This window comes from Streptomyces sp. CC228A (genome assembly GCF_021390935.1).
GTDB lineage: Bacteria > Actinomycetota > Actinomycetes > Streptomycetales > Streptomycetaceae > Streptomyces.
The window spans coordinates 1-24344 of sequence record NZ_JAJPUI010000002.1; the positions used below are offsets into that span (position 1 = coordinate 1).

The 24344-nt window shown below is 68.8% G+C and carries 7 protein-coding genes, 1 tRNA gene, 3 rRNA genes and 1 pseudogene; 1 reads left to right on the plus strand and 11 read right to left on the minus strand.

Annotated features, from left to right (window positions below):
• Positions 1-437: 437 nt before the first annotated feature.
• The 6 genes and pseudogenes from pgsA to L6E17_RS05540 form a co-directional block, all read right to left on the minus strand.
• Entirely contained in the window at positions 438-1157 is a 720-nt protein-coding gene (pgsA, locus tag L6E17_RS05510) for a CDP-diacylglycerol--glycerol-3-phosphate 3-phosphatidyltransferase (RefSeq protein WP_236239677.1), read from the minus strand.
• Positions 1154-2677 carry a 30S ribosomal protein S12 methylthiotransferase RimO gene (rimO, locus tag L6E17_RS05515; protein WP_236239678.1) on the minus strand — a complete coding sequence of 508 codons (1524 nt, stop codon included), beginning with the start codon at positions 2675-2677 and terminating at the stop codon, positions 1154-1156. The genes pgsA and rimO overlap by 4 nt, the downstream gene beginning before the upstream one ends.
• Positions 2678-2840: 163 nt before the next feature.
• Positions 2841-3674 carry a helix-turn-helix domain-containing protein gene (locus L6E17_RS05520; RefSeq protein WP_236240369.1) on the minus strand — a complete coding sequence of 278 codons (834 nt, stop codon included), beginning with the start codon at positions 3672-3674 and terminating at the stop codon, positions 2841-2843.
• Positions 3675-3943: 269 nt separating this feature from the next.
• Positions 3944-6751, minus strand: a pseudogene (locus L6E17_RS31380) (DNA translocase FtsK).
• A gap of 144 nt (positions 6752-6895) precedes the next feature.
• On the minus strand, positions 6896-7573 hold the full coding sequence (locus L6E17_RS05535) for a two-component system response regulator (RefSeq protein WP_236239681.1): 678 nt from the start codon (positions 7571-7573) through the stop codon (positions 6896-6898).
• Between the two features lie 276 nt (positions 7574-7849).
• A complete protein-coding gene (locus tag L6E17_RS05540) occupies positions 7850-13396 on the minus strand; it encodes a HAMP domain-containing protein (RefSeq protein WP_236239682.1) in 5547 nt (1848 codons plus the stop codon).
• A 333-nt stretch (positions 13397-13729) separates the two neighbouring features.
• On the opposite strand from L6E17_RS05540, the gene L6E17_RS05545 reads away from it, so the two are divergent.
• Entirely contained in the window at positions 13730-16393 is a 2664-nt protein-coding gene (locus tag L6E17_RS05545) for a SpoIIE family protein phosphatase (RefSeq protein WP_236239683.1), read from the plus strand.
• 74 nt (positions 16394-16467) lie between these two features.
• Here L6E17_RS05545 and L6E17_RS05550 read toward each other — a convergent pair.
• From L6E17_RS05550 to L6E17_RS05570, 5 genes are all read right to left on the minus strand, one after another.
• Positions 16468-16540 (minus strand) — tRNA-Thr (locus tag L6E17_RS05550).
• Between the two features lie 371 nt (positions 16541-16911).
• Positions 16912-17028: ribosomal RNA gene (gene rrf, locus L6E17_RS05555) — 5S ribosomal RNA — on the minus strand.
• Positions 17029-17103: 75 nt separating this feature from the next.
• A 23S ribosomal RNA gene (locus L6E17_RS05560) occupies positions 17104-20226 on the minus strand.
• A gap of 318 nt (positions 20227-20544) precedes the next feature.
• A 16S ribosomal RNA gene (locus L6E17_RS05565) occupies positions 20545-22070 on the minus strand.
• The 16S, 23S and 5S rRNA genes sit together here with 1 tRNA gene alongside, the layout of an rRNA operon.
• 485 nt (positions 22071-22555) lie before the next feature.
• Positions 22556-24241 (minus strand): ribonuclease J, encoded by a 1686-nt coding sequence (locus L6E17_RS05570; RefSeq protein ID WP_236239684.1) that lies wholly within the window; start codon positions 24239-24241, stop codon positions 22556-22558.
• Positions 24242-24344 lie beyond the last annotated feature (103 nt).

The window sequence follows — 24344 nt, forward strand, 5'->3', positions numbered from 1 at the left end:
CGTCCCCGCCGCGCGCGACGCCCACCCACAGGGGGCGCAGCTGGTCGGCGGCCTCCGGGACGAGGAGCGGCAGGCAGCGGTCCAGGCAGGCGAGCGCGGAGGCCGCCAGGCCCCGGTCGTCGGCCCGGGCGATCAGCTCCACCAGGCGGGGGTCGTGTCGTGGCTCGGGCTATGACACCTCCTGTCGCACGGACGCGGTACTTCCCTTACTGCGCCGCATGACCGGCGTCACGCCGCGGTGGCCCACCGTAGCGCTACGGCGGCCCAGCCGGTCCGCCGACGGTAGTTCCGCCCAGGCGAGCTGCGTCTGCGCGGGTCCCACACCTTCTGGCCAGCGTCGCCCGCAGCGGCCGTATCCTGCGGCCACCTGCCTGGTGTCGCCATGCGTTCGCAGTCGCACCACACGGCGAAGCGCCCGCGAGGGCATCTGCCCGGAGTCACCGCAGCGGCTCCGCGGGGGTCTCGGCGTCCGCGGAGGCGTCCGCGCCGGGAGCGGCCGCGGCCTGCTGCCGCTCCCGCTCCTCGGCCAGGCCCCTGCGGCGCAGCACGATCGCCTGACGCACGTAGTCGAGCCCCGTGGCCACGGTGAGCACCACGGCGACGGCCATCACCCACCAGCGGAGGGTGGCGAGCGGGCCGGTGAGCGCGAGCACGTACATGCCCACCGCCGTGCCCTGGGCCAGGGTCTTCACCTTCCCACCGCGGCTGGCCGGGATGACACCGTGCCGGATCACCCAGAACCGCATGAGGGTGATGCCGAGCTCCCGGGCGAGGATCACGCCGGTCACCCACCACGGCAGCTCTTCGAGCGCGGACAGGCAGATCAGGCCGGCCGCCATGATCGCCTTGTCGGCGATCGGATCCGCGATCTTCCCGAAGTCCGTGACGAGGTTGTACGTGCGGGCCAGGTGGCCGTCGAACACGTCCGTGATCATGGCGACGGCGAAGGCCGCCCAGGCCCAGGCGCGCCAGGCCGGGTCGTAGCCGCCGTCCTGGAGCAGCAGCACCACGAAGCCGGGCACCAGCACCAGCCGGATCATGGTGAGGATGTTGGCGATGTTCCACAGGCTGGCCTGGTTGACCGCGGCCGCCCCCAGCTTGCCTCCGGGCGCTTTCCTCCCCGTTCCGCCCGCGGCGGACGCCGGGACACCGGTCATCTGCCCGCCTCCTCGGCCACGTCGATCACCTCGGCCACCAGGTCGACGCCTTCCGTGCCCACCACCTTGGCCCTGACCATGCGGCCGACCGCGAGGCCCGCGTCCGTCGTGAAGAGGACCTGCCCGTCGGTCTCGGGCGCCTGGTGGGCGGCGCGGCCTGCGGCCGCGTACTCGTCCTCGTCGAGCGGCACCGCGCCGTCGTCCTCGACCGACTCGACGAGCACCTCCAGGGTCTCTCCGAGCCGCTCCTCGGCGCGCTGCGCGGTGAGCTCCTCGGCGAGCCGCGACAGGTGCGCCAGCCGCGCGTCGACGAGCTCCTGGTCCAGCTTGTCCCCGTACGTGGCGGCCTCGGTGCCGTCCTCGTCGGAGTAGCCGAAGACGCCGATGGCGTCCAGCCGCGCGTGGGTGAGGAAGCGTTCGAGCTCGGCGAAGTCCTCCTCGGACTCGCCGGGGAACCCGACGATGAAGTTGGACCGCACGCCCGCCTGCGGCGCCTTGCCGCGGATGGTGTCCAGGAGCTCCAGGAAGCGGTCGGTGTCGCCGAAGCGCCGCATGGCGCGCAGCACGGCGGGGGCCGAGTGCTGGAACGACAGGTCGAAGTAGGGGGCGACCTTCTCCGTCGACGTGAGGACGTCGATGAGGCCGGGCCGCATCTCGGCGGGCTGCAGGTAGCTGACCCGGATCCGCTCGATGCCGTCGACGGCGGCGAGCTCCGGCAGCAGGGTCTCCAGCAGGCGGATGTCGCCGAGGTCCTTGCCGTACGAGGTGTTGTTCTCGGAGACCAGCATGATCTCCTTCACGCCCTCCTCCGCGAGCCAGCGCGTCTCGTTCAGCACGTCGCCGGGGCGGCGGGAGACGAAGGAGCCGCGGAAGGACGGGATGGCGCAGAAGGAGCAGCGCCGGTCGCAGCCGGAGGCCAGCTTCACGGAGGCGACGGGGCTCGCGGCCAGGCGGCGGCGGAGCGGGGCGCGCGGCCCGGACGCCGGTGCGACGCCTTCCGGCAGGTCCTCCACCGCGGGGGCGCCGGGCGCGTCGGCGCTCTGCGGGGCACCGTGGCCGGGCAGGGCGACGGAGGCGGCGGCGCCCTGGCGCTCGACGGGGCTCAGCGGGAGCAGCTTGCGCCGGTCGCGGGGGGTGTGGGCGGCGTGGCCGCCGCCGCTGAGGATGGTCTGGAGGCGGTCGGAGATGTCGGCGTAGTCGTCGAAGCCGAGCACGCCGTCGGCCTCGGGCAGCGCCTCGGCGAGCTCCTTGCCGTACCTTTCGGCCATGCAGCCGACGGCGACGACGGCCTGGGTGCGGCCGTGGTCCTTGAGGTCGTTCGCCTCCAGGAGGGCGTCGACGGAGTCCTTCTTGGCGGCTTCGACGAATCCGCAGGTGTTGACGACGGCGACGTCGGCGTCGGAGGCGTCTTCGACGAGCTCCCAGCCGTCCGCTGCCAGGCGGCCTGCGAGCTCCTCCGAGTCCACCTCGTTACGGGCGCAGCCAAGGGTGACAAGGGCGACGGTACGGCGTTCGGGCATGGACTCAAGACTACTTCGTCCCGGCAGCCCGTCCGGCGCACAGGTCCGCCGCCGGCCCCGCGGCCCCGTGTGTCACCCCTCTCACCGCTCAGGCCCCGCCCGGCCCCCGGTCGGGCGGGGGCCGGGCGGGGCCTGAGGAGGGCGCCCGCGGAAAGGGTCGGGCTCAGCCGGCCTGCGGGTCGCCCTTGGTGTAGGAGAGGCGCTCCACGGCGCCCGGCGCGAACTCGTCCTCGACCTTCTTGCCGTTGACGAAGAGCTCGATCGCCCCCGCGTTGCCGAGGATGAGGTCGAGCCGCTCGTCGTCCTGGAAGGTCTTGGAGTCACCCTTCAGGAGCAGTCCGTCGAAGAGCAGCTTGCCGTCGCGGGCCTTGGCGGAGATCCAGCTCTTGTCGTCGATGGCGGTCAGCTTGACCGTCACCTTGTCCTGCGGCACGGCGGCGATCGCGCTTTCTGACGGGGCGGGCGGGGTCGGCTCGGGGGGCGTGGGACGGACCGTCTTGGGCGCGGTGCTGGGCGTCACGGCCGGGCCCTCGGCCACGGACTTCGCGCCGCCGGCGTCGCGGCCGAACAGCGTGAAGCCGACGAAGCCGATGACCACGACGATCGCGGCGACCATGGCGGCGGTCCAGTTGGGCCGGCGCCGCTCGGGCCGGATGCGTTCTGCCTCGAACAGCGGGGCGGCGGGGGTGGGGGCGGGACGGCCGCCGTGCGCCGCGTCGTACTGCTCGACCAGCGCCGCGGGGTCGAGGCCCACGGCTCGGGCGAGCGTGCGGACGTGGCCGCGGGCGTACACGTCGCCGCCGCACCGCGAGAAGTCGTCCTCCTCGATCGCGTGCACGATGGGGACGCGCACACGGGTGGAGTTGCTGACCTCCTCGACGGTGAGCCCGGCGTCGATGCGGGCCTGCCGTAGGGCGCGGCCGATCGAGGGCCGGTCGTCCTCGATCGGGTCGGGGGTCGAAGGCCGGTCGTCTTCGGGGGAGTTGCCGATGGACACGAGGGCGCCTTTCGAGCGTGTAGCCACCTGCTGGAGGTTCAGTCTAGGGGTGGTGCGAAAGGGTGGAGCAACCGGGCGGACGCCGTTTGTACGCCATCGGAATGGCCGGCGGCCCGCAGCGCTGTCCGGGGGAGACACATATTGTGCGCTCCCTCGTCCAACTTGACGATCGTCCACGGGAAACGGTTGCTCACAGTTCCCTTACGGGTGGGACACGGCCGGGACGACGGTCACGGACCGGTGACGGAACCCTCCCTTTCTGCGCTTCCTCAGTCGCCGCCCTCGCCTCGGATGACCGCCAGCACCCCGTCGAGCTCGTCCGGCTTCACGAGTACGTCCCGCGCCTTGGACCCCTCGCTCGGCCCCACGATGCCGCGCGACTCCATGAGGTCCATCAGCCGTCCGGCCTTCGCGAAGCCGACGCGGAGCTTGCGCTGCAGCATGGACGTGGAGCCGAACTGGGTGGTGACGACCAGTTCGGCCGCCTGGCACAGCAGGTCCAGGTCGTCGCCGATCTCCTCGTCGATCTCCTTCTTCTGCTTGGTCCCGGTGGTGACGTCGTCCCGGAAGACCGGCGCCATCTGGTCCTTGCAGTGCCGGACGACCTCGGCGACCTCCTCCTCCGTCACGAAGGCGCCCTGGAGCCGCACGGGCTTGTTGGCGCCCATCGGCAGGAACAGCCCGTCGCCCTTGCCGATGAGCTTCTCCGCGCCCGCCTGGTCGAGGATGACCCGGCTGTCGGCCAGCGAGGAGGTGGCGAAGGCCAGCCGCGACGGCACGTTCGCCTTGATCAGGCCCGTGACGACGTCGACGGACGGCCGCTGGGTGGCCAGCACCAGGTGGATGCCGGCGGCCCGCGCGAGCTGCGTGATGCGGACGATCGCGTCCTCCACGTCCCGCGGGGCCACCATCATCAGGTCCGCCAGCTCGTCCACGATGACCAGGAGGTACGGGTACGGCTGAAGCTCGCGCTCGCTGCCCTCGGGGGTCTTCAGCTTGCCGCTGCGCACGGCGGCGTTGAAGTCGTCGATGTGCCGGTAGCCGAACGCCGCGAGGTCGTCGTAGCGCAGGTCCATCTCGCGCACCACCCACTGGAGGGCCTCGGCGGCGCGCTTGGGGTTGGTGATGATCGGCGTGATCAGGTGCGGGATGCCCTCGTAGGCAGTGAGCTCCACCCGCTTCGGGTCGACGAGCACCATCCGCACGTCCTCCGGGGTGGCCCGCATCATGATCGACGTGATGAGGCAGTTGATGCAGGACGACTTGCCGGAGCCGGTGGCGCCGGCGACCAGCACGTGGGGCATGGTCGCCAGGTTGGCCATCACGTAGCCGCCCTCGACGTCCTTGCCGAGCCCCACCAGCATCGGGTGGTCGTCCCCCGCGGCTTCGGCCAGCCGCAGCACGTCGCCCAGCTTGACCATCTCGCGGTCGGTGTTCGGGATCTCGATACCGACGGCGGACTTGCCGGGGATCGGCGAGATGATCCGCACGTCCGGGCTGGCCACGGCGTAGGCGATGTTCTTGGTCAGCGCCGTGATCCGCTCCACCTTCACGGCGGGGCCGAGCTCCACCTCGTACCGGGTGACCGTCGGGCCCCGGGTGAAGCCGGTGACGTCGGCGTCGACCTTGAACTCGGTGAACACGTTCCGCAGGGACGCCACGATGGCGTCGTTGGCGGCGCTGCGGGTCTTGCCCGGACCGCCGCGCTCCAGCAGATCCAGGGAGGGCAGCGCGTAGGTGACGTCCCCGGACAGCCGGAGCTGCTCGGCCCGCGCCGGCAGCGGCCGGTCCTCGTCCCGTACAGGCGCGGGCTTCGTCAGATCCGGCACCGCCCCCGGCGGCGCGGCCCCTGGCGCCCCCTTGCGCGCCCCCGCGCGCCGGCGGTACGGCCGCGGGCGCTCCTTCGGCCGCCGCGCCGCGGGCCCTGTCCCGGTCGGCGGTGACGTCCCGCGTCAGGTCGGCGACCAGCGGCGAGGGCGGCATGCCGTTGAGGACGGCGCCGTCCAGGTCGGCCGCGGCGGCCGCGGCGAGGTCGACGGCGTCCGGGGACCGCTCGAAGCCGGGTGCCGCCGCACCGGCGGCGCCGGCCCCGCGCGTACGGGGCCGCCGGCGCCGGGACAGCGCCTCCTCCTCCGCCTGCTCCGGGTCGTGCCCGCCGGCCGCCGAGGAGGCGCCGGCGCGACCGCGGGAGCGGGCGGCAGCGCGTCGCGCCACTGCTCGTCGTACCGCAGGTCGTCGCCGCCCGCCACGCGTTCGCGCGGCTCGACGACACCGAGGCGCTCCCCGAGGGCGCGCAGCCGCCGCGGGATGGCGTTGACCGGGGTCGCCGTCACGACGAGCAGCCCGAACACGGTGAGCAGGAGGAGCATCGGTACGGCGAGGACCTCGCTCATCAGGAACACGAGCGGGGTGGAGGCCGCCCAGCCGATGAGGCCGCCGGCATCCTGCATGGCCTGCGCGCCCGCGTCCCGCCCGGGAGCGCCGCACGCGATGTGGACCTGCCCGAGCACGCCCACGACCAGTGCGGACAGGCCGACGACGATACGGCCGTTGGCCTCGGGCTTCTCGGGGTGGAGGATCAGCCGGACGGCCATGGCGCCGACGAGCAGCGGGACGAGCAGGTCGAGCCGGCCGAAGGAGCCGGTGACCAGCATGTCGACGAGGTCGCCGACGGGTCCCTGCAGGTTGGCCCAGGTGCCGGCGGCGATGATCAGGGCGAGGCCGATGAGCAGCAGCGCCAGCCCGTCCTTGCGGTGCGCGGGGTCCAGGCCCTTGGCTCCGCGCCCTATGCCCCGCAGCATCGCGCCCAGGGCGTGGGCGAGGCCGAGCCACACGGCCCGGACGACCCGGTAGACCCCGCCGGTCGGCGACGGGGCGGGCCTCGCCGCCGCGGCCTTCTTGGCGGGGACCTTCTTCACCGCGGGCTTCCTGGCGGGTGCGGGGCGCGCGGTGGACTTCTTGGCGGAGGGCTTCGCGGGTGCCGCCTTCTTCGCGGCGCCGCCGGTCGTACGGCCGGCGCGCGGCTTCGCGGTGCCCGCCGTGTCCTGGGAACCCTTGCCGGACGTACGTGAGGCCATGGGGGTGAGGTTACCGGTGTGAGCGGCGGGGGACACGCGTCCGCCTGCTTCACCCGTTCGTGTCGCTCCCGGAGTGCCGGGAGGGTGACGTGACTGCTGACCGTTCTTCAGGAGGCGGCAGGCAGCGGGTCCCTGACGCGCTGCTCACTCGGGTTGCGGGCCGCCGTTCCCGGTGCCGGGTTCCAGGGCGTCCAGTGCCCGCCGCAGCCCGGTGAGCTTGCGCTCCAGGTGGGCGGCGGTGGCGACGGCCGCCGCGTCGGCGTTCTCCCCCTCCAACTGCTTGGACAGCGCCTCCGCCTGCTCCTCGACCGCAGCGAGCCGCGCGGACAGCTCGGCGAGGACCCCGGCGGACTCCTTGGCTGCCGCGGGGCTCTGGCCGCCGCCCGCGCCCTCCAGCTGCAGCCGCAGCAGCGCGGCCTGCTCGCGGAGCTGGCAGTTCTTCATGTACAGCTCGACGAAGACGGAGACCTTGGCCCTCAGCACCCACGGGTCGAAGGGCTTGGAGATGTAGTCGACGGCACCCGCCGCGTAGCCGCGGAAGGTGTGGTGGGGGCCGTGGTTGATCGCGGTGAGGAAGATGATCGGGATGTCCCGGGTCCGCTCCCGCCGCTTGATGTGCGCGGCCGTCTCGAAGCCGTCCATCCCCGGCATCTGGACGTCCAGCAGGATGACCGCGAAATCGTCCGTCAGCAGCGCCTTGAGCGCTTCCTCCCCTGACGATGCCCGGACCAGCGTCTGATCGAGCGCGGAGAGGATCGCCTCCAGCGCCAGCAGATTCTCCGGCCGGTCATCGACCAGGAGGATCTTGGCCTTCTGCACCATGGCCCGTCCTCCTCGCCCCGGCAGTTGGCCGGGCGCCGCCCCAGGGGACGACTCCCTTCCGCCGTCCGTCCTTGTGCCGGTCATGGTAGCCGCACCCCACCTGTCGCCACACCCTGTCACCGCGATGTCACTGTGCACGTACCGGAAACGCGGCGCGAGACCAGAAGGTTCCCCGGATGCCGGGGTCTCACACGTCGTCAGCCGAAGCGGGGCCGGAGGTCCCGGCCCCGCCCGCCTCACGCGTGCGGCCTGCCCGCTTCCGTCCCCCTCAGGCGATCACGCTCCGCGCATCCACTGGTCCATCACGGAGAGCAGGTGGTCCGGGTCGACGGGCTTCGTGACGTAGTCGGAGGCCCCGGAGTCGATGGCCTTCTCCCGGTCGCCCTTCATCGCCTTCGCCGTCAGCGCGATGATCGGCAGGCCGGCGAACTGCGGCATGCGCCGGATCGCCGTCGTCGTCGCGTACCCGTCCATCTCCGGCATCATGATGTCCATGAGCACGACCGCCACGTCGTCGTGCTGCTCCAGCACCTCGATGCCCTCCCGGCCGTTCTCCGCGTACAGCACCGTCAGACCGTGCTGCTCCAGCACGCTCGTGAGCGCGAAGACGTTGCGGATGTCGTCGTCGACGATGAGCACCTTCTCACCGCCGAACTGGAAGCTGCGCCTCGGCTCCGGCGCCTCCTGGCCGGCCGTCCCGGTCTCCTGGCCGCCGTTCCGGTCGGCTCCCGGCACGCCCTGCCCGGGCAGCGAGGGCCGCCGCTGCGCCGTGCCCGCCGTCCGGCGCCGGTGCCGCGCCAGCCCGCCGCCCGACCCGGCGCCCGCGGGCCGCGCGCCCGGGGGCTGGACCTGCGGCGCGGGCTCCGTTCCCGGCACCGCCGCAGCCGGCGCGGTCCGCCCGGGGGCCTGCGGCTTCGGCTGCGGGGCCGCGGCGGCACCCGCCTCCTCGGCCCCGCCGGGCAGCGGCTCCTGCGGGGCGTGCGCCCTCGGCCCGTACCCGTGCGGCGGCAGCTCGTTGGCGTGCAGCGGCAGGTACAGCGTGAAGGTCGAGCCGCGGCCCGGTTCGCTCTGCGCGTGGATCTCGCCGCCCAGCAGGCGGGCGATCTCCCGGCTGATCGACAGGCCGAGCCCGGTGCCGCCGTACTTGCGGCTGGTCGTCCCGTCCGCCTGCTTGAACGCCTCGAAGATCACCCGCATCTTGCTCGCGGCGATCCCGATGCCGGTGTCCGTCACGGAGAACGCGATCAGGTCCGCGTCCGGGTCGCTCAGCGAGCCGGCCTCCAGCAGCTGCTCCCGGATCGACGCCGGCACGTCGGCCTTCGCCGGGCGGATCACCAGCTCCACGGCGCCCGTGTCGGTGAACTTGACCGCGTTCGACAGCAGGTTGCGCAGCACCTGCAGCAGCCGCTGCTCGTCGGTGTGCAGCGTGGCCGGCAGCTCCGGCGAGACCCGTACGGAGAAGTCGAGGCCCTTCTCCGCGGTGAGCGGCCGGAAGGTGGCCTCCACGTAGTCGACGAGCTGCACCAGCGCGATCCGCGTCGGGCTGACGTCCATCTTGCCCGCCTCGACCTTCGACAGGTCGAGGATGTCGTTGATCAGCTGGAGCAGGTCGGAGCCCGCGCCGTGGATCGTCTCGGCGAACTCGACCTGCTTCGGCGACAGGTTGGCGTCCGCGTTGTCCGCGAGCAGCTTCGCCAGGATGAGCAGCGAGTTGAGCGGGGTGCGCAGCTCGTGCGACATGTTGGCGAGGAACTCGGACTTGTATCGCATGGACACGGCGAGCTGCTCCGCCCGCTCCTCCAGCACCTGCCGGGCCTCCTCGATCTCGGTGTTCTTCACCTCGATGTCGCGGTTCTGGCGGGCCAGCAGCTCGGCCTTCTCCTCCAGCTCGGCGTTGGACTCCTGGAGCGCCTTCTGCCGGCTCTCCAGCTCCGCGGACCGCTCCTTGAGCTGCTCGGTGAGCTCCTGCGACTGCTGCAGCAGGACCTCGGTCTTGCTGTTGACGCTGATGGTGTTGACGCTCGTGGCGATCATCTCCGCGATCTGGTTGAGGAAGTCCCGCTGGATCTGGGTGAACGGCTGGAACGACGCCAGCTCGATCACGCCGAGGACCTTCCCCTCGAACAGCACCGGGAGCACGATCACGTGCGCGGGCGCGGCCTCCCCGAGACCGGAGGCGATCTTCAGGTAGCCCGGGGGCACGTTGACCTGGATGGTGCGCTTCTCCTCGGCCGCCGTGCCGATGAGGGTCTCGCCGGGCCGGAAGGCGGTCGGCATGGCCCCGGCGGAGTAGCCGTAGCTGGCGCGCATGCGCAGCTCGTACGCGCCGTCCTCGTCGCCGCCGGGCTCGGTGCCGCCGCCGGTGGGCACCGCCAGGAAGAACGCCCCGTGCTGCGCCGAGACCACCGGCGTCAGCTCGCTCATGATCAGCGAGGCCACGTCGTCCAGGTCGCGGCGGCCCTGCATGAGGCCGGAGATCCGGGCCAGGTTGCCCTTCAGCCAGTCCTGCTCCTCGTTGGCGAGGGTGGTGTCGCGCAGGTTGGCGATCATGGTGTTGATGTTGTCCTGGAGGACCTGGATCTCCCCGGACGCGTCCACGTCGATCTTCAGGTTGAGGTCGCCGCGGGTCACCGCGGTGGCGACGGCCGCGATGGCGCGCACCTGCCGGGTGAGGTTGCCGGCCATCTCGTTCACGGACTCGGTCAGGTCGCGCCACGTCCCGTCGACGTCCCGGACGCGGGCCTGGCCGCCGAGGATGCCCTCGGTGCCCACCTCACGGGCCACCCGGGTGACCTCCTCGGCGAACGAGGACAGCTGGTCGACCATCGTGTTGATGGTGTTCTTCAGCTGGAGGATCTCCCCGCGGGCGTCGATGTCGATCTTCTTGGTGAGGTCGCCCTTCGCGATGGCGGTGGTCACGGCGGCGATCTGGCGCACCTGGCCGGTGAGGTTGGACGCCATCGAGTTCACCGACTCGGTCAGGTCCTTCCAGGTGCCCGACACCCCGGGCACCCGGGCCTGGCCGCCCAGCTCGCCCTCGGTGCCCACCTCACGGGCCACCCGGGTCACCTCGTCCGCGAACGACGACAGCGTGGTCACCATCGTGTTCACGGTGTCCGCGAGTTCGGCGACCTCGCCGCGCGCCTCGACGGTGACCTTCTTCGTAAGGTCGCCGTTGGCGACGGCCGACGACACCCGCGAGATGTTGCGCACCTGCGAGGTGAGGTTGTTGGCCATCACGTTGACGTTGTCGCTGAGGTCCTTCCAGATGCCCGTGACACCGCGCACCCGGGCCTGGCCGCCGAGGATGCCCTCGGTGCCCACCTCACGGGCCACCCGGGTCACCTCGTCCGCGAAGTTCGACAGCTGGTCGACCATCGTGTTCACCGTGGTGACGAGGTCGAGGATCTCCCCCCGCGCGTCGACGGTGATCTTCTTCGACAGGTCGCCGCGCGCGACCGCCGTCGTCACCTCGGCGATGTTGCGCACCTGCGACGTGAGGTTGTTCGCCATCGAGTTGACGGACTGGGTGAGGTCCTTCCAGGTGCCCGAGACGCCCTGCACCTCGGCCTGGCCGCCCAGGATGCCCTCCGTACCCACCTCGCGGGCCACCCTGGTCACCTCCTCCGCGAAGGAGGACAGCTGGTCCACCATCGTGTTGAGGGTGTTCTTCAGCTCCAGGATCTCGCCGCGCGCGTCCACGTCGATCTTCTGCGACAGGTCGCCGCGCGCCACCGCCGTGGCGACCTGGGCGATGTTACGGACCTGGGCGGTGAGGTTCCCGGCCATGCCGTTCACCGAGTCCGTCAGGTCGCGCCACACACCGGCCACGCCGGGCACCTGCGCCTGGCCGCCGAGCCGCCCGTCGGTGCCCACCTCGCGGGCCACCCTGGTCACCTGCTCGGCGAACGCGGACAGCTGGTCGACCATCGTGTTGATGGTGTTCTTCAGCTCCAGGATCTCGCCGCGCGCGTCCACGTCGATCTTCTGCGACAGGTCGCCCCGCGCCACCGCCGTCGTCACCTGGGCGATCTGCCGCACCTGCGAGGTGAGGTTGCCGGCCATGAAGTTGACGGAGTCGGTGAGCTCCTTCCACGTGCCGGACACGCCGTCGACGCGGGCCTGGCCGCCGAGCCGGCCCTCGGTGCCCACGTCCCGCGCCATCCGCGTCACCTGGTCGGCGAACGACGAGAGCTGCGCCACCATCGTGTTGACGGTGTTCTTCAACTCCAGCATCTCGCCCGCGACATCGACGGTGACCTTCTGCGACAGGTCGCCGTTCGCCACCGCCGTCGTCACCTGCGCGATGTCCCGCACCTGACCCGTCAGGTTCCGGAACGCCGTGTTGACCGAATCCGTCAGGTCCTTCCACGTCCCCGCCGCACCCGGCACCTCCGCCTGACCGCCGAGCCGGCCCTCGACACCCACCTCGCGTGCCACACGCGTCACTTCGGAGCCGAACGCGGACAGCTGGTCCACCATCGTGTTGACGGTGTTCTTCAACTCCAGCATCTCGCCCGCGACATCGACGGTGACCTTCTGCGACAGGTCGCCGTTCGCCACCGCCGTCGTCACCTGCGCGATGTCCCGCACCTGACCCGTCAGGTTCCGGAACGCCGTGTTGACCGAATCCGTCAGGTCCTTCCACGTCCCCGCCGCACCCGGCACCTGCGCCTGGCCGCCCAGCAGCCCCTCGACGCCGACCTCCCGCGCGACCCGGGTCACCTCGTCGGCGAAGGTGCGGAGCGTCTCGGTCATCTGGTTGATGGTGTCCGCGAGCTGCGCGACCTCGCCCCGCGCGCTCACCGTGACCTTCTGGGACAGGTCGCCGTTCGCGACCGCCGTCGTCACCTCCGCGATACCGCGCACCTGCGAGGTGAGGTTGCCCGCCATCGTGTTGACGGAGTCCGTGAGGTCCTTCCACACGCCCGCGACGCCCGGCACCTCGGCCTGGCCGCCCAGCTCGCCCTCCGTACCGACCTCCCGGGCGACCCGCGTCACCTCGGAGGAGAACGAGGACAGCTGGTCCACCATCGTGTTGACGGTGTTCTTCAGCTCCAGCATCTCGCCGGCCACATGCACCGTGACCTTGCGGGACAGGTCGCCCTTGGCGACGGCCGTGGTCACCAGCGCGATGTCGCGGACCTGGGCGGTGAGCCGGTACGCCATCGTGTTGACGGAGTCCGTGAGGTCCTTCCACGACCCGGACACCCCGCGCACCTGCGCCTGCCCGCCGAGCTTGCCCTCCGTCCCCACTTCGAGGGCGACCCGTGTGACCTCGTCCGTGAACGTCGACAACTGGTCGACGAGGTTGTTCACGGTCCTCGCGACCTTCAGGAACTCGCCGCGCAGCGGCCGCCCCGCCTGGTCCTGCGCGTCGGAGCGCAGCTCCATCCGCTGCTGCAGGTCGCCGTCCGCGACGGCGGCCAGCACCCGGCCCACCTCGGACACCGGCCGGGTCAGGTCGTCGACCAGGGCGTTCGCCGCCTCGATGGCCGTCGCCCAGGCGCCTTCGCTGGCGCCCACCTCCAGCCGCTCCGCGAGCTTGCCCTCGCGGCCGACCACGCGCCGTACCCGCTGGATCTCACCGGTCAGATGCAGCTTGCGGTCCGCGACCTCGTTGAAGACGGCGGCGATCTCCGCCATCGTCCCCTCGCCGGTCACGGTGAGCCGCCTGCGGAAATTGCCGTCGCGCATCGACACCAGCGCCGCCAGCAGCCGCTCCAGTGCAGCGGCGTCCACCTCGACGGTTCCGCTGCTGCTCCGGGACCGTCCGCCCTTCGCGCGCGTGCTGCCGCCTCGCGCCGCCACGCCAGACTCCACCGTGTCCCTCCCGCAAGGGTCGACCGTACTGCCCTGGTTCGTACTCGGATGCTCGCGCTCCGCAACCACTGCCGGACGCCCGTCGCCGGGCCCCTGCCCCGGCTGTAGCTGGAAGCCTTCCCAGTGTTTCACTGCAACCCAACCAGGCCATAACAGTTCGGCAGCTTCGCATACCGTCCCCGCACCCGGGGGACGGAAACAGCGGTGACCACCATCCGCCCGGACTGCGAAGGTAAGTAACCTGGCATGCGGCTGTCCAACCGCCCCGGTCCGCCCGGCGGGGGCGGGCACGGCGCAACACGACCACCGGGTACCGGGAGGGGCAGGCCGATCATGGCGGAGCCGGGCGTCGAGACGCGTACGAGGAGTTCTGTGATCACCGCGCGGGCGGCTGCCAGCTTCGAACCTGTGGGGCGGTCCGTCGCGGCCGCCCGGGCCTTCGTCCGGGACACCCTCCAAGGCTGGGGACACGGTGACGTGGTGGACGACGCCGTGGTCCTGACCAGCGAACTCGTCACCAACGCCGTGATCCACGCCGGCACCGCGGCCGATGTCCTGTGCCTGCGCACCGAGCAGGGCGTACGGGTCGAGGTCGCCGACCACTACCCCGAGCGCGAGGTGCCGCTCCAGGGCGCGGGCCGGCCCGTCGCCGCCCTCGACCGCGAGAACGGCCGCGGCCTGCTGCTGTGCTCCGCCCTCGCTTCCCGCTGGGGCGTCGACTACTCCCCCGCCAGCAAGAACGTCTGGTTCCAGCTGGACCTGCCGGAGCGCCCGGTCGGCACCCGCCACGCGGGCCCCGCCGTGCCCACCGCGCTGCTGCCCGTGGCCGACGAGCGGGTCCGCGTCGCCGTCCTCCAGGTCGACCCGTCCGGCGCGATCACCGCGTGGAACGACGATGCGGAGAGCCTCTTCGGTTACGCCGCGGACCAGGTCGTCGGCAAGCAGCTCGGCGACTTCGCGGCCTGGCCGCACACCCCCGGCACCGGCACCGGCCTGGCCGAGGCGCTGCAGCTGTCCCGCTGGGAGGGCAGCTACGGCCTGCGCGGCGCCGACGGCCGCGTGCTCCCGGTGTACGCGTCCCACCTGCGGGTCCGCGACACCCAGGGCGAGCCGTCGACGGTCTGCCTGCTCGTACGCGACGACGAGCGGGCCGTCCTGCAGACCCCGGCCAGGGCCACCGCCTCCGCCGGCGGCGACGCGTCAGGCGAGGGCCGCAGCGCCGACCCGTTCGAGGTGTTCATCGGCTCCCCCGCCCCCGACGACCTCGACGGGCTCCTGCAGCGCACGGTGGAGCGCGCCCGGGACATGCTGGACGGCGACGCCGCGTTCCTGCTCCTCGCCACGGACGACGAGACCGAGCTGGAGGTGCGCGCCTCCACGGGGCTGCCCTCGGCCCGCCAGCGCTTCGCCCGCGTCCCCGTCGAGGCGGGCACCAGCCGGTACGCCTCCGCCCGCATGCCGGCCGTCCACGAGGACCTGGCGGCCGTCCCGGGGGCCGTGCCGCTCCTCAGCGGCACGGGCATGCGGTCCGTCGTCACCGTGCCGCTGAAGGTGGAGGGCCGTTTGACGGGCTCCCTCGGGGTGGCCGCGGAGGCTCCGCGCCGCTACGCGAACAAGGAGGCCCTGCGCCTCCAGTTCGCCGCCGACCGCATCGCCCTGGCCGTCGAGTCGGCCCGGCTCGGCGAGCTGGAGCGGCTGCGCCGCGGCTCCCTCAGCTTCCTCGTCGAGGCGTCCGACCTGCTGGCCGGGACGCTCGACCGGGACCAGACCCTGGCCCTCATGGCGCAGATGACGGTCCCCACCCTGGCGACCTGGTGCGCCGTCTATACGATCGCCGACCAGTCCTCCGATCCGTATCTGTCGTACGTGCTGCACGAGGACGAGGAGCGCATCGACGGCCTGAAGGAGCTCCTGTCGTCCATCGCGCCCCCGGAGCCGGTGCCGACGCCGGGCGCCCGCGTGTGGAACGCCCCCGCGGAGGCCGCCCACCGGGCCGCCCTGCGCGCGTCCGTGCAGGAGCTGGGCCAGGAGGCGTCGGCCCCGCTGTCCTCCGGCATCGCCACGACGCTGCACACAGCGACCGCCGTCGGCGGGGAGACGGTGGTACTGCCCCTGGTGGCCCGCAACCGCGTCATCGGCATGCTGACGCTCGGCAAGCCCGCGGACGACCACTTCCGCCAGGAGATCCTGGAGCTCGCCGAGGACCTGTCCCGCCGTGCGGCACTGGCCCTGGACAACGCCCGGCTCTACAGCGAGCGCGTGTCCATCAGCCAGTCCCTGCAGCGCAGCCTGCTCCCGCCGGGCCTGCCGCAGATCCCGGGCGTCGAGGTCGACGTCATCTACCGCGCGGCAGGCGAGGGCAACGAGGTGGGCGGCGACTTCTACGACGTCTTCCCCATCCGGGACGAGGCGTACGGCTTCGCGATCGGCGACGTGTGCGGTACGGGCCCGGAGGCGGCGGCCGTGACGGGGCTGGCCCGGCACGCGCTGCGCCTGCTGGCCCGCGAGGGCTTCGGCGGCCCGGCGGTGCTGGAGCGCCTGAACGCGGCGATCCTCGACGAGGGCGCCCGCAGCCGCTTCCTGACCCTGCTGTACGGCGAGCTGTGGCCGCAGGAGGACGGCAGCGCCCTGCTGAAGGTGGTGTGCGCCGGGCACCCGCTGCCGCTGCGCCTGCGCCAGGACGGCACGGTGGAGCCGGCCGCTGACCCTCAGCCGCTGCTCGGCGTCATGGACGACCTGGAGCTGTACGAGCAGACGGTGTCCCTGGACCCGGGCGACGTCCTGCTGTGCGTCACGGACGGGGTCACGGAGCGCCGCGAGGGTGCCCGCATGCTGGGTGACGACGGCCTGGCGGACGTCCTGCGCTCGTGTACGGGCCTGACGGCCGGGGCGGTGGCCGCCCGCGTCCTGCGGGCCGTGGAGCGCTTCGCCGCGGAGCCGGCGTCCGACGACATGGCGATCCTCACCATGCGCGTGCCGGAGCCGCACCACCAGTAGCCCGCCCGTCGGTACCTTCCGCCGGGCATGACGAAGGCCCCCCGCCGTGTGGCGGGGGGCCTTCGTTCGTTCTGAGCCCCCAAACGGAATCGAACCGTTGACCTTCTCCTTACCATGGAGACGCTCTGCCGACTGAGCTATAGGGGCTTGTCGTTCGCGGGGTTTCCCTCGCGGCAACGGAATAGATCATACCCCGAAAGCCGACCCGCTCCGCACCATCCACCGCCTCTGGGGCCGAAAGTGACGGCTGTCACGCCGGCTTCCGGGGGCATGCCACAGGTGGGGCTACGCGATGGCCTCGCGGTGCCTGCCCGGGGCGGGGCCAGAGTGGCTGGGAGCCGGCCGGGCTGGCGGGCGAGGTGGACCGATCCCCGGCGGGGGGCTTTCCGTTGGCGCCCGGTGGCGACCGCGCCGGCCCGAGTGACGGGCGCGACGGATGGCAGCCCTGACCAGGAGGCCAGCAGGTCCGGAAATGCAGGAAGCCCCGCACCATAAGGTGCGGGGCTCCCCCACAAATTGTTCGGCGGCGTCCTACTCTCCCACAGGGTCCCCCCTGCAGTACCATCGGCGCTGAAAGGCTTAGCTTCCGGGTTCGGAATGTAACCGGGCGTTTCCCTAACGCTATGACCACCGAAACACTATGAAGATAACAACTCAACCGGCAAAGGGAGTTCGTTACTTCAGAACTAACACAGTGGACGCGAGCAACTGAGGACAAGCCCTCGGCCTATTAGTACCGGTCAACTCCACACCTCACGGTGCTTCCATATCCGGCCTATCAACCCAGTCGTCTACTGGGAGCCTTACCCCATCAAGTGGGTGGGAATACTCATCTCGAAGCAGGCTTCCCGCTTAGATGCTTTCAGCGGTTATCCCTCCCGAACGTAGCCAACCAGCCATGCCCTTGGCAGAACAACTGGCACACCAGAGGTTCGTCCGTCCCGGTCCTCTCGTACTAGGGACAGCCCTTCTCAATATTCCTACGCGCACAGCGGATAGGGACCGAACTGTCTCACGACGTTCTAAACCCAGCTCGCGTACCGCTTTAATGGGCGAACAGCCCAACCCTTGGGACCGACTCCAGCCCCAGGATGCGACGAGCCGACATCGAGGTGCCAAACCATCCCGTCGATATGGACTCTTGGGGAAGATCAGCCTGTTATCCCCGGGGTACCTTTTATCCGTTGAGCGACGGCGCTTCCACAAGCCACCGCCGGATCACTAGTCCCGACTTTCGTCCCTGCTCGACCCGTCGGTCTCACAGTCAAGCTCCCTTGTGCACTTACACTCAACACCTGATTGCCAACCAGGCTGAGGGAACCTTTGGGCGCCTCCGTTACCCTTTAGGAGGCAACCGCCCCAGTTAAACTACCCATCAGACACTGTCCCTGATCCGGATCACGGACCCAGGTTAGACATCCAGCACGACCAGAGTGGTATTTCAAGGACGACTCCACCTGAACTGGCGTCCAAGCTTCACAGTCTCCCACCTATCCTACACAAGCCGAACCGAACACCAATATCAAACTGTAGTAAAGGTCCCGGGGTCTTTCCGTCCTGCTGCGCGAAACGAGCATCTTTACTCGTAGTGCAATTTCACCGGGCCTATGGTTGAGACAGTCGAGAAGTCGTTACGCCATTCGTGCAGGTCGGAACTTACCCGACAAGGAATTTCGCTACCTTAGGATGGTTATAGTTACCACCGCCGTTTACTGGCGCTTAAGTTCTCAGCTTCGCCCCACCGAAATGGAGCTAACCGGTCCCCTTAACGTTCCAGCACCGGGCAGGCGTCAGTCCGTATACATCGCCTTACGGCTTCGCACGGACCTGTGTTTTTAGTAAACAGTCGCTTCTCGCTGGTCTCTGCGGCCACACCCAGCTCCGGCAGCACGTGCCATCACCAGACATGGCCCCCCTTCTCCCGAAGTTACGGGGGCATTTTGCCGAGTTCCTTAACCATAGTTCACCCGAACGCCTCGGTATTCTCTACCTGACCACCTGAGTCGGTTTAGGGTACGGGCCGCCATGAAACTCGCTAGAGGCTTTTCTCGACAGCATAGGATCATCCACTTCGCCACAATCGGCTCGGCATCAGGTCTCACCCTTACATGAGGGACGGATTTACCTACCCCTCGGGCTACACCCTTACCCCGGGACAACCACCGCCCGGGCTGGACTACCTTCCTGCGTCACCCCATCACTCACCTACTACCAGTCCGGTTCACCGGCTCCACCACTCCGACCTCGTCCGAAGACTCAGCCGGCGGCTTCACGGGCTTAGCATCGCTGGATTCAGCGTTGGCGCTTCAAAGCGGGTACCGGAATATCAACCGGTTGTCCATCGACTACGCCTGTCGGCCTCGCCTTAGGTCCCGACTTACCCTGGGCAGATCAGCTTGACCCAGGAACCCTTAGTCAATCGGCGCACACGTTTCCCACGTGTGTATCGCTACTCATGCCTGCATTCTCACTCGTGAACCGTCCACAACTACCTTCCGGTGCTGCTTCACCCGGCACACGACGCTCCCCTACCCATCACAGCGGGCGTTGGCCCTCATGCTGCAATGACACGACTTCGGCGGTACGCTTGAGCCCCGCTACATTGTCGGCGCGGAATCACTTGACCAGTGAGCTATTACGCACTCTTTCAAGGGTGGCTGCTTCTAAGCCAACCTCCTGGTTGTCTCTGCGACTCCACATCCTTTCCCACTTAGCGTACGCTTAGGGGCCTTAGTCGATGCTCTGGGCTGTTTCCCTCTCGACCATGGAGCTTATCCCCCACAGTCTCACTGCCGCGCTCTCACTTACCGGCATTCGGAGTTTGGCTAAGGTCAGTAACCCGGTAGGGCCCATCGCCTATCCAGTGCTCTACCTCCGGCAAGAAACACACGACGCTGCACCTAAATGCATTTCGGGGAGAACCAGCTATCACGGAGTTTGATTGGCCTTTCACCCCTAACCACAGGTCATCCCCCAGGTTTTCAACCCTGGTGGGTTCGGTCCTCCACGAAGTCTTACCTCCGCTTCAACCTGCCCATGGCTAGATCACTCCGCTTCGGGTCTTGAGCGTGCTACTGAAACGCCCTATTCGGACTCGCTTTCGCTACGGCTACCCCACACGGGTTAACCTCGCAACACACCGCAAACTCGCAGGCTCATTCTTCAAAAGGCACGCAGTCACGACGCAAGGACAAGTCCTTGCGCGACGCTCCCACGGCTTGTAGGCACACGGTTTCAGGTACTATTTCACTCCGCTCCCGCGGTACTTTTCACCATTCCCTCACGGTACTATCCGCTATCGGTCACCAGGGAATATTTAGGCTTAGCGGGTGGTCCCGCCAGATTCACACGGGATTTCTCGGGCCCCGTGCTACTTGGGTGTCTCTCAAGCAAGCCGCTGATGTTTCAGCTACGGGGGTCTTACCCTCTACGCCGGACCTTTCGCATGTCCTTCGCCTACATCAACGGTTTCTGACTCGCCCTGTTGCCGGCAGACAACAGAAGAGAGATCCCACAACCCCGCATGCGCAACCCCTGCCGGGTATCACACACATACGGTTTGGCCTCATCCAGTTTCGCTCGCCACTACTCCCGGAATCACGGTTGTTTTCTCTTCCTGCGGGTACTGAGATGTTTCACTTCCCCGCGTTCCCTCCACACTGCCTATGTGTTCAGCAGCGGGTGACAGCCCATGACGACTGCCGGGTTTCCCCATTCGGACACCCCCGGATCACAGCTCGGTTGACAGCTCCCCGGGGCCTATCGCGGCCTCCCACGTCCTTCATCGGTTCCTGGTGCCAAGGCATCCACCGTGCGCCCTTAAAAACTTGGCCACAGATGCTCGCGTCCACTGTGCAGTTCTCAAGCAACGACCAGCCACCCATCACCCCGCCACAAAGCAGCGAGTTCACTGGGGCCGGCGCATGAAGGGCAAGCAACGCTCGCACCCTCAGACACCCAACAGCGCGCCCGACCCGGCCACGTCCGAAGATCACACGTTCCACGCCCCTGACGAGGCAGTACTAGCGGTCTTCGACCCATGCACCAGGCCGAATAGTCAACGTTCCACCCATGAGCAACCAGCATCAGACACTCGCTGATGTACTGGCCTCTGACCAAGCACCAGGTGCTCGGTGAGAAGTGCTCCTTAGAAAGGAGGTGATCCAGCCGCACCTTCCGGTACGGCTACCTTGTTACGACTTCGTCCCAATCGCCAGTCCCACCTTCGACAGCTCCCTCCCACAAGGGGTTGGGCCACCGGCTTCGGGTGTTACCGACTTTCGTGACGTGACGGGCGGTGTGTACAAGGCCCGGGAACGTATTCACCGCAGCAATGCTGATCTGCGATTACTAGCGACTCCGACTTCATGGGGTCGAGTTGCAGACCCCAATCCGAACTGAGACCGGCTTTTTGAGATTCGCTCCACCTCACGGTATCGCAGCTCTTTGTACCGGCCATTGTAGCACGTGTGCAGCCCAAGACATAAGGGGCATGATGACTTGACGTCGTCCCCACCTTCCTCCGAGTTGACCCCGGCGGTCTCCCGTGAGTCCCCAGCACCACAAGGGCCTGCTGGCAACACGGGACAAGGGTTGCGCTCGTTGCGGGACTTAACCCAACATCTCACGACACGAGCTGACGACAGCCATGCACCACCTGTACACCGACCACAAGGGGGCACCTATCTCTAGATGTTTCCGGTGTATGTCAAGCCTTGGTAAGGTTCTTCGCGTTGCGTCGAATTAAGCCACATGCTCCGCCGCTTGTGCGGGCCCCCGTCAATTCCTTTGAGTTTTAGCCTTGCGGCCGTACTCCCCAGGCGGGGAACTTAATGCGTTAGCTGCGGCACGGACGACGTGGAATGTCGCCCACACCTAGTTCCCAACGTTTACGGCGTGGACTACCAGGGTATCTAATCCTGTTCGCTCCCCACGCTTTCGCTCCTCAGCGTCAGTATCGGCCCAGAGATCCGCCTTCGCCACCGGTGTTCCTCCTGATATCTGCGCATTTCACCGCTACACCAGGAATTCCGATCTCCCCTACCGAACTCTAGCCTGCCCGTATCGACTGCAGACCCGGGGTTAAGCCCCGGGCTTTCACAACCGACGTGACAGGCCGCCTACGAGCTCTTTACGCCCAATAATTCCGGACAACGCTTGCGCCCTACGTATTACCGCGGCTGCTGGCACGTAGTTAGCCGGCGCTTCTTCTGCAGGTACCGTCACTTTCGCTTCTTCCCTGCTGAAAGAGGTTTACAACCCGAAGGCCGTCATCCCTCACGCGGCGTCGCTGCATCAGGCTTTCGCCCATTGTGCAATATTCCCCACTGCTGCCTCCCGTAGGAGTCTGGGCCGTGTCTCAGTCCCAGTGTGGCCGGTCGCCCTCTCAGGCCGGCTACCCGTCGTCGCCTTGGTGAGCCGTTACCTCACCAACAAGCTGATAGGCCGCGGGCTCATCCTGCACCGCCGGAGCTTTCCACCACCATCAGATGCCTGAAGTGGTCGTATCCGGTATTAGACCCCGTTTCCAGGGCTTGTCCCAGAGTGCAGGGCAGATTGCCCACGTGTTACTCACCCGTTCGCCACTAATCCCCACCGAAGTGGTTCATCGTTCGACTTGCATGTGTTAAGCACGCCGCCAGCGTTCGTCCTGAGCCAGGATCAAACTCTCCGTGAATGCTTCCCGGTGATCCGGGTCAACACTCGCGTTGAGCGGAACCGGGAGAGGAATAATCTCCCGGTTCACAGCGTCCTCGCTGTGTTTTTCAAAGGAACCTCGTCTCCAAGAGACGGGGTTATCAACATATCTGGCGTTGACTTTTGGCACGCTGTTGAGTTCTCAAGGAACGGACGCTTCCTTCGTACTCACCCTCTCGGGCTTTCCTCCGGGCGCTTCCCTTCGGTGTTTCCAACCTTACCAGATCCTTTTCCCGTTCCGTTTCCGGTTCGGATTTCGTTTCCGGTGGCCGTTGGAGGGCCTTTGCCTTTCGGCTGATCCGACTTTATCAGAGTTTCTGAGTCGGATTTCCCGGTCCGCCGGATCACGGTCCGGGCGCGCATGGCGCCGCGGGTTCCCCGGCGGGCGGAGCCGTAAACGTACTGGAGCGGAGCGCCCCGATGCAAATCGAGGGCGCCCCGCTCCCGTGCGCAGCCGACGAGGCGTCAGACCTCCACGACCACCGGCAGGATCATCGGCCGGCGGCGGTAGCCGTCGGAGACCCACTTGCCGATCGTGCGGCGGATCAGCTGCTGGAGCTGGTGGGGCTCGACCACACCGTCCTGCGCCGACCGGTTCAGGGCCTCCTCGATCTTCGGGAGGACCTCGTCGAAGGCTCCGTCGTCGATGCCGGAACCGCGGGCCTGGACGTGCGGGCCGCCGACGATCTTGCCCGTCGTGGAGTCGACCACGACGAACACCGAGACGATGCCTTCCTCGCCCAGGATGCGGCGGTCCTTGAGGTGCACCTCCGTGACATCGCCGACGGACAGGCCGTCCACGTACACGTACCCGGCCTGGACCTTGCCCGTGATCCTGGCCCTGCCGTCGATGAGGTCGACGACGACACCGTCCTCGGCGATGACGATCCGGTCCTTGGGGACGCCGGTGAGGGCGCCCAGCTCGGCGTTGGCCCGCAGGTGGCGCCATTCGCCGTGGACCGGCATCAGGTTCCTGGGCTTGCAGATGTTGTAGAAGTACAGCAGCTCGCCGGCCGAGGCGTGGCCGGAGACGTGCACCTTGGCGTTGCCCTTGTGGACGACGTTCGCGCCCCACCGGGTCAGGCCGTTGATCACGCGGTAGACCGCGTTCTCGTTGCCCGGGATGAGCGAGGACGCCAGGATCACGGTGTCGCCCTGCACGATGCGGATCTGGTGGTCCCGGTTGGCCATGCGGGACAGTGCCGCCATCGGCTCGCCCTGGGAACCCGTGCAGATCAGCACGACCTCGTGCTCGGGGAGGTCGTCGAGGGTCTTCACGTCGACGACGAGGCCCGGCGGGACGCGCAGGTAGCCCAGGTCGCGGGCGATGCCCATGTTCCGGACCATCGAGCGGCCGACGAACGCGACCTTCCTGCCGTACTCGTACGCGGCGTCCAGGACCTGCTGGATGCGGTGCACGTGGCTGGCGAAGCTGGCCACGATGATGCGGCGCTGAGCGCCCGCGAAGACCGAGCGCATGACGTTCGAGATGTCGCGCTCGTGGGCGGTGAAGCCGGGCACCTCGGCGTTCGTCGAGTCCGACAGCAGGAGGTCGATGCCCTCCTCGCTGAGGCGCGCGAAGGCGTGCAGGTCGGTGAGGCGGCTGTCCAGCGGCAGCTGGTCCATCTTGAAGTCGCCGGTGTGCACGACCAGACCCGCGGGGGTGCGGATGGCCACGGCCAGGGCGTCCGGGATGGAGTGGTTGACCGCGATGAACTCGCAGTCGAAGGATCCCATCTGCTCCCGGTCGCCCTCCGCGACCTCCAGGGTGTACGGCCGGATGCGGTGCTCCTGCAGCTTCGCCTCGATCAGGGCGAGGGTCAGCTTGGAGCCGATCAGCGGGATGTCCGGCTTCAGGCGCAGCAGGTAGGGGACGCCGCCGATGTGGTCCTCGTGGCCGTGCGTGAGGACGATCGCCTCGATGTCGTCGAGACGGTCCCGCAGCGTGGTGAAGTCCGGCAGGATCAGGTCGACGCCCGGCTGCTCCTCCTCCGGGAAGAGGACACCGCAGTCGACGATCAGCAGGCGGCCGTCGTACTCGAAGACCGTCATGTTCCGGCCGATCTCGCCGAGACCGCCGAGGGGCGTGACGCGCAGAGCGCCCGCGGGGAGGCGGGGCGGAGCGCCGAGTTCAGGGTGCGGATGGCTCAAAAGTCTCTCCTCACCACACGCGCCACGTGCCGCTGAGACACGTGGCGCGTGTGACTTCGTAGGGGTGGGTGGACTGTTCAGTTGTGAAGTCGTGTGCCGGTCG

Bases quoted from the DNA above. Each gene is read 5' to 3' on its own strand.
- rimO (WP_236239678.1), bottom strand. From the start codon at position 2,677: ATGCCCGAACGCCGTACCGTCGCCCTTGTCACCCTTGGCTGCGCCCGT.
- pgsA (WP_236239677.1), bottom strand. From the start codon at position 1,157: ATGACCGGTGTCCCGGCGTCCGCCGCGGGCGGAACGGGGAGGAAAGCG.
- L6E17_RS05545 (WP_236239683.1), top strand. From the start codon at position 13,730: ATGGCGGAGCCGGGCGTCGAGACGCGTACGAGGAGTTCTGTGATCACC.
- L6E17_RS05535 (WP_236239681.1), bottom strand. From the start codon at position 7,573: ATGGTGCAGAAGGCCAAGATCCTCCTGGTCGATGACCGGCCGGAGAAT.